We start from the raw sequence: 291 nt of genomic DNA, 5'->3' as shown, positions 1-291 counted from the left end.
CGCCGCGAGAACTTCCCGAAGGTGCCGCCGCAGGCGCTGGTCCTGATGGGCGGTATCGACACCCAGGACGACCGCTACGAGGGCCGCGTCTGGGCCTTTGGCCTGGGCGAGGAGGCCTGGCTGGTGCATCGCTTCGTGCTCTACGGCGATCCCGGCAGCGAGGAACTGCGGCGCAAGGTCGGGCTGGAGATTCACCGGCAGTTCACCCGCGCCGACGGCGTGCCGATGGGCGTCATGCGCTGGTGCTGGGACGCCGGCGGCCACTATTCCGACGAGGTGGAGGCCGAGAGC

Annotated in this window: 1 protein-coding gene; it reads left to right on the top strand. The window is 70.4% G+C overall.

The features are described from left to right. A partial coding sequence (locus QSJ95_RS32680) for a terminase gpA endonuclease subunit (RefSeq protein WP_285647907.1) occupies positions 1-291 on the top strand: 291 nt, incomplete at both ends.

Origin of the sequence: Pseudomonas sp. NBRC 100443, assembly GCF_030268185.1 — a bacterium.
Classification (GTDB): Bacteria; Pseudomonadota; Gammaproteobacteria; order Pseudomonadales; family Pseudomonadaceae; genus Pseudomonas; species Pseudomonas citronellolis.
The sequence above is the reverse complement of the archived record's forward strand: the minus strand, read 5'-3'. Positions and strand labels throughout refer to the sequence as shown.